This window comes from Rhizobium sp. LARHSG275 (assembly GCF_052871115.1).
Genome location: NZ_JBIXJN010000040.1, coordinates 24761 through 30760, shown reverse-complemented (window position 1 = coordinate 30760; position 6000 = coordinate 24761). Strand labels below are relative to the sequence as shown.

At 57.4% G+C, this 6000-nt stretch carries 7 protein-coding genes; 5 read left to right on the top strand and 2 right to left on the bottom strand.

From position 1 onward, the window contains the following. Positions 1-134: 134 nt before the first annotated feature. Both ACIPSK_RS32180 and ACIPSK_RS32175 read right to left on the bottom strand, forming a co-directional pair. On the bottom strand, positions 135-806 hold the full coding sequence (locus ACIPSK_RS32180) for a hypothetical protein (protein WP_020486299.1): 672 nt from the start codon (positions 804-806) through the stop codon (positions 135-137). A 180-nt stretch (positions 807-986) separates the two neighbouring features. After that, a complete protein-coding gene (locus ACIPSK_RS32175; protein ID WP_017968939.1) occupies positions 987-1337 on the bottom strand; it encodes a helix-turn-helix domain-containing protein in 351 nt (116 codons plus the stop codon). 178 nt (positions 1338-1515) lie between these two features. On the opposite strand from ACIPSK_RS32175, the gene ACIPSK_RS32170 reads away from it, so the two are divergent. The 5 genes from ACIPSK_RS32170 to repC all read left to right on the top strand — a co-directional run bounded on the left by ACIPSK_RS32170 (position 1516) and on the right by repC (position 5888). Continuing rightward, a complete protein-coding gene (locus tag ACIPSK_RS32170) occupies positions 1516-2154 on the top strand; it encodes an acyl-homoserine-lactone synthase (RefSeq protein ID WP_017968938.1) in 639 nt (212 codons plus the stop codon). Between the two features lie 145 nt (positions 2155-2299). Next, on the top strand, positions 2300-3025 hold the full coding sequence (locus tag ACIPSK_RS32165) for a helix-turn-helix transcriptional regulator (protein WP_017968937.1): 726 nt from the start codon (positions 2300-2302) through the stop codon (positions 3023-3025). Positions 3026-4023: 998 nt separating this feature from the next. After that, positions 4024-4215, top strand: a complete 192-nt coding sequence (locus ACIPSK_RS32160; protein WP_017968935.1) for a ribbon-helix-helix domain-containing protein — start codon at positions 4024-4026, stop codon at positions 4213-4215. A gap of 175 nt (positions 4216-4390) precedes the next feature. Then, positions 4391-5704, top strand: a complete 1314-nt coding sequence (locus ACIPSK_RS32155; protein ID WP_026154645.1) for a helix-turn-helix domain-containing protein — start codon at positions 4391-4393, stop codon at positions 5702-5704. Then, positions 5595-5888, top strand: coding sequence for a replication initiation protein RepC (repC, locus tag ACIPSK_RS32150; RefSeq protein WP_080635769.1), 294 nt, complete (start codon positions 5595-5597; stop codon positions 5886-5888). The genes ACIPSK_RS32155 and repC overlap by 110 nt, the downstream gene beginning before the upstream one ends. Positions 5889-6000 lie beyond the last annotated feature (112 nt).

Genomic DNA, 6000 nt, shown 5'->3' with positions numbered 1-6000 from the left:
GAACTCGTTATGGCGTGTGACAATCCCCTTTGAGACCAAGCCTGTCCGTCGCCGGGCGGGCAGTGGCAACCGCGCGAATGGTGCGCATGCAGGTGAAGAAAGGGGCGGTTCCTCACCTGCGTGCCTGACGGTGTTTACTGGAGCTGCGTGGTCCAGGTCCCGTCAGATTTCAGGCTGACGTTGCAGACAGAATAGCCGCCGGTGAAATCCGAAAGCGCCGCGTTCACGCTCGATTGCGTGAAGTTCATGACGACACCTGGCGTGTAGGCCCCGGTCTGGACGTAGTATTTCAGGATCGGCTGGCAATCGGTGTTGCTGGCCGGGTTTGCCTGCACGAAGTTGGAGAGCACGATGCCGCCATTGACGGCAACCGCCGAGCCGACATTGAAATAGGGCGGCGAGTTGAAGACCGGCGTGGTGATGCGAAACGCGCCAGGCTGCACACCTTCCCCGTAGACCGGCGAGGAAAGACCGAGAGGGTTGACCGTCGCAGTCGTCCAGTCGTTCGGTTTACCACCGCCACCCGGACTCGGAGCAAGATCGATGGCGCGGCTGGCTGACGAGTAGCCGGATGAAGCGCCGATTTGCGGCGGTGTGTTTGCCTGCTGGATGCCGGCATAATATTGCAGGTTGACCTGGAAGGTCAGGATCGCACCGGTGTTGTCGTAGTTGCCGAGCGATTGCGAGAACAGGCTATTCGAATAGACTTGCCCGCCGCCGGTGTAAATCGCCGGCTGCTGGAAGAAGTAGAAGTTTTGCGTCTGGGATTCGTAATTTTTCACGTTGATCGTCAGCATCGTTGACATGGTCGGCAACCCTTCTGCGTTTGAGAGTGAATACGAGGGTCTTCACCGCGGCGAGGGCTGGTGCGCTAGCTTTGCTACCGGTGCCGTGGTTGAAACCCTAACTAGAAAGATCGTTTACGGCTGCGGATTATGCAATCTGAAGCTGTTGCGCGCAACGTAAAAAGCCGTGCGAAATTGTGCTTAGCGTAATGCGTGCTCCCGAGGGATCGATTCGAGCAGCCCGATGAGATTGGACTGGGCCGCCGCAGACCGGCCGCGCAGCGCCATGACCCACAGCAACTCCGTGGCGGAGATCGTGCTGTTCTTATGGCCATCTATGGCGCCTCGCCCAAGGAGCAGCCAGTCGAGTGACACGTCCAGAAGGCGGGCGAGAGCGCAGGCGCTTTCCAGGGACGTGTGGCCGCCATTCTGCCAGCGGGAGACGGCCGCGACCGAGACATTCAGTTCGGCTGCGAGAGCGTGTACTTTCCGGAAGTTGCCCCGAGAGATTGCTTCTCGAATACGTTTGCCGCGCGCTGGGTCGAAGGTCATGACCATTCTTCCTTTGGATGTGTTGAATTGGCAGCCACAGAGCTTGGGATCGGCCAGGCTATGGAAAATTAAGTGGAAATGAAAGGCAAAGCGAAGCACCGGTCAACCTGGTGAAATATCCAGATTGCTCCCGGTCGGCATCCTGTTGTGATACGTCAGCACATCAGGAGGGATGGATATGTTGCGACTACTCACCAAAGACATGCTCGACACCGATCGACGTGCTTTCGACGAAATGTTTCGGGCACGCACCGCCGTCTTTCGCGATCGGCTCGGGTGGCGGGTCGATGTCCGGAACCAGTGGGAGCGGGACCGATACGATGAGGCGGAAGATCCCGTTTATCTTGTCACGCAACGACCTTCCGGCACACTCACAGGTTCGCTGCGTCTGCTGCCGACCACGGGAGGGACGATGCTCAAAAGCGAGTTCCGGCATTTCTTCAATCAGCCTATCGACGTTGACAGTCCGACGACTTGGGAATGTACCCGCTTTTGCGTTCACCCGTTTGCCGGACACATGGAACAATCGCGCACAGTCGCCACGGAGCTACTCTCAGGGCTTTGCGATCTTGCGCTCGAAACCGGTATCGAAAGCATCGTCGGCGTCTATGATGGTGCGATGGTCGGGGTGTATCGCAGAATCGGCTGGAGTCCGACGCCGCTTGCCCGATCACTTCCTGAAATGGGCAAACTGTATGTCGGCCTGTGGGACGTGACTGTAGACACTAGTCGGACACTTCGGACCAACCTGTCCCGACTTGTGGAGCAAGCCTCTCCCTGTCCCCGCAGAGCCCTTGCCGATGGCGGCATACGGTAAGCGCAGTGGCTGTTTGGCCATCTCGCAATCTCTTTAACCTGTTCTTCATATCGCGTCCTGGTTGCTACAGATTATGCTGTTCTCGGAAGCCGCGAAATGTTACCATGTTGGCAGCCAGGGAAACACACAACCGCGAGTCCATCTCATGCTGAGCAGTTCTCGTTTTTTCTACAGTCTGGACCGTATCTCCGCATCGCCGACATTTGGGGACCTTGAGACGACGCTGGACGAAGTCCGTCACATCTATGGGATATCGCACATGGTTCTGCATGTGACCCGCTCCTCGAGCGCGGCGACCACCAATCCATTGCTGATGCTCACGTACCCGCCCGAGTGGGTCAAGCAGTATGTTGCCCGGGATTACTTCAGTATCGATCCCGTCGTACACCTCGGCCGGCGCGGCTTCCTGCCCGTGGAATGGTCTGCGTCAAAATGGGATTCAGGGCAGGCGTATGGCTTCTTCAAGGAGGCGATGGCCTTCGGTATTGGCCGGCAAGGCGTTACCTTGCCGGTGCGGGGACCCCACGGGGAGCGATCGTTGTTTACCGTGACCTCCAACCATCCCGATGCCTACTGGAAACAGTTCCGCATGGAGAGCATGCGCGACCTGCAGTTTCTCGCTCACCACCTCCACGACAGGGCGATGATTCTGTCGGGCACGCGAAAAAGTACGGACTTTCCGAAATTGTCCCGCCGCGAGCTGCAATGTTTGCAGATGACTGCCAACGGCTTCCTGGCAAAGCAGATTTGTGCCCGTTTGTTCATTTCGACGAGTGCTGTGCAGCTCTATCTCGCATCGGCTCGACGGAAGTTGACAGTCGCGACGACGAGTGAAGCGGTGGCCAAGGCAACAGCACTCGAGTTGATTTAGGCTCGAGGACGTCACAAAGGTTCTCAATGCCTCCAAGCACCATTACCGGATACACTTCGATAGCTAAGAGCGAGTAGCCCCACCAGCGCCACATAGCAGTGGCCCAAGATCTTCTTCCAGTCCGGAGGATCAATGCCGCACCTCGAGCAGGCCTGCAACGCCGGCCCAGCAGCCACGATCTCTATATGGCCGAAGAGCTCGGGCCGTCTCTCACCATAACCAAGCGCTTCCGGAAGATGGCGGAAGTCCAAGGAACAAACGCATTATGAATGTCGGCGATGCGCTGAACCGTCTCAGGCTCGGCGGAAAAGCTGGACGCCGCGGTTTGGACAGCAGGAACTGGCAGGTTCTAGCCAGAAATCGCCGAGGGATTATTCTACACCCTCCAAGACCATTCTTGCCGCGGAAAGTCATGGTGATGAAATGCATCTCTTCCGCATTGACTGGTGCGATCTTCATCTTCGGCATGTTCGAAACTGCTGGTCATTTCGCAGCTCCGTGAGGCAAGGTAGGCGACCTCCCCGTGGGCCGATAGATAGCTGCCGAGAAAGCGACCACGTCGACGTTCTGACTGAGCCGCGACATGCCCTTAAAGCATTCCTGATTTGGTCGCTGCGCGACTTGATTCATTCCCAATATGATCCAGCAGATGAGTTTCTCAAACCGCTCCCAAGAAGCGGTGAAATCGGCTCGGCCTGGTAGCGTTCGACCGTCCAATCGGGCTGGCTCTTCTTGATGTGACTGAGCGCGCACGCTGTCGCTCCGGCACAGAGATCTTATGGCGTCATGCAAGCTGCCGTCGGATCTGGTGGCTTCGCAAAACCGGCAATCGCGAAACCCAAGTTTTGACATAGACGTCGCCCATCGCAATCGCATTGGCATTGGCATTGTACGATTGATTTTCAAGTTACGGTTTCGAAATTTAGTGCTTTCACAAACAAGCAGAATCGGGCACGTCACTAGCGATGTGATGATTTGATTGATTCGGAAGTTTGAGCATGGGCACAGCCGAGACGACGCCGTCGGAAAGATATAGGTTCAAACGTGAAGCGCAGGGCGAGAAACAGGTGCTTCTATGGATTGAAGCCGGTCTGACGACACTTTTGGACGAACTGGTCAAGTCGGGAGACTTCCGCAATCGGTCTGAGGCCGTTGCGGCTGCACTCAAAAAACTGATTCAGGAACGATAGCAAGGGCTTAAAACGCTGAAGGCTCCAGGACGGCAATCCCAGAGCCTTCGAGATTAGATAGTGACCGTTGGGACACCAGAGCTAACATGCACTTCTGGCTATCCCAAGTCACGCTGATTTGTCAACGCCTACTTTGAGGCGAACGGCGAAGCGTTGCCCTATGAAAGGGATAACTATGAGAAGCGCACAGTCGTCCGGCTGGCGCGCTCAAAAGCCGATGCTATCATCGGCCGCAGAGCCAGCTACAGCGGACAAGCAAGCCCTCTATCAGGCAGCGCGCGTGGCTGCCCGCGCGTTGAAGCTGCCGTCGAACTGCAGGTTCGTCCTCGACCAGCTCGTCGGCGTCTTCGGCGGAGAGCTAGTCGAAAACCAGATGCTCGTCTGGCCCTCGAATGAATTCCTAGTCAAGCGCACAGGGATTTCGGAGCGGTCTGTTCGCTATGCTCTTAACCGGCTGCACACCGAAGGAGTGATCGGCGCGAAGGACAGCCCGAATGGCAAACGGTTCGCTCAGCGATCGCGGGGCAAAATCGTGAAGGCATATGGCTTCGATCTCTCCCCTCTTCTCGCAAGGCTGCCTGAGCTTCGCGATCAGCTCCAGGTGATCGAAGACATAGAGCGCGAGCGGTCAGCGGCCTTCGACGAACTCACCATCCATCGCAGATCGGCCAACGAGGCGCTCAAGACGCTTGCAGAGACTTTCCCGAGCATCGACGTCAGCGAGCTAAGAGCGCGTGCCCGTGAGCTTGCCAGAGTAACACCGCGCAGGTCCGGAGCGAGATCGGCGGACGACGCCCGAGATGCCTGGCGCACGATCAGGGAAGAGGCGGAAGGAAAATTTCATGCCGCCTCTGCCGGCAAATTATGCCGCCACAAAGACAACAACAAATATGCCCCTGACGAGTCTTGTAACAATGGCAATGATAATCCGAAGGATCCGGAACGGACGAGTGTGAGCTTAAACGCCGGCGATTTGGGGACAGCTTGCCCCGATGCGATGGAGTTTATAGGCGACGTGCGCAGCGACCGAGACCTGATTATGGGCGTGTCGCGCATGCGGGGCGCTTTTGGGGTGTCCGCGCAGCCGCTGCGCGCAAAGGACGGCAAGGCCGTCACCCAGTTCGCCTATGCGCGGGCCGGCATCATCACGCCGGAAATGGAGTTCATCGCCATACGCGAAAACCTTGGCCGCAAGGCGCCGGCGGATGCCATGGTCCGCGACGGCGAAAGCTTCGGCGCGCATACTCCGGACCATATGACCGCGGAATTCGTCCGGCATCAATCATCCCGAAGCCGAGCCGATCATCATAGGCCGGAATTTACTGTGGACGAGTGTGAGCTTAAACGCCGGCGATTTGGGGACAGCTTGCCCCGATGCGATGGAGTTTATAGGCGACGTCCGCAGCGACCGAGACCTGATTATGGGCGTGTCGCGCATGCGGGGCGCTTTTGGGGTGTCCGCGTCCGGCTGGGAGGAAGCAACCCGTGAAATCGGGGCGCTCTGTGCGTCTGCCACGCTCGTTTACGTGGTGCAGATGCAAACGCGGCCAGCGCCAGGATCTGATCCGATCAAGAACGCCGGCGGCTATTTCCGAGCGATGGTCCGACTGATCAAAGCCGGTCAGGTCGATCTCCCGAGGGAAATCTTCAAGATGAAAACCGTACATCTGTAAAGGTAGGCTGATCGCGCCTGTTGATTTCTCACCAATAGCAAACGGCGCCCGCGTAGGCATGCTATATCACCTCTTCAATGGAGATTCGAATGGACAAAATGAGCAGCAAGGC

Excerpts from the sequence above, each read along its gene's own strand:
- ACIPSK_RS32160 (WP_017968935.1), top strand. The coding sequence starts at position 4,024 with ATGGGCACAGCCGAGACGACGCCGTCGGAAAGATATAGGTTCAAACGT.
- repC (WP_080635769.1), top strand. The coding sequence starts at position 5,595 with ATGGAGTTTATAGGCGACGTCCGCAGCGACCGAGACCTGATTATGGGC.
- ACIPSK_RS32170 (WP_017968938.1), top strand. The coding sequence starts at position 1,516 with ATGTTGCGACTACTCACCAAAGACATGCTCGACACCGATCGACGTGCT.
- ACIPSK_RS32155 (WP_026154645.1), top strand. The coding sequence starts at position 4,391 with ATGAGAAGCGCACAGTCGTCCGGCTGGCGCGCTCAAAAGCCGATGCTA.
- ACIPSK_RS32180 (WP_020486299.1), bottom strand. The coding sequence starts at position 806 with ATGTCAACGATGCTGACGATCAACGTGAAAAATTACGAATCCCAGACG.
- ACIPSK_RS32175 (WP_017968939.1), bottom strand. The coding sequence starts at position 1,337 with ATGACCTTCGACCCAGCGCGCGGCAAACGTATTCGAGAAGCAATCTCT.
- ACIPSK_RS32165 (WP_017968937.1), top strand. The coding sequence starts at position 2,300 with ATGCTGAGCAGTTCTCGTTTTTTCTACAGTCTGGACCGTATCTCCGCA.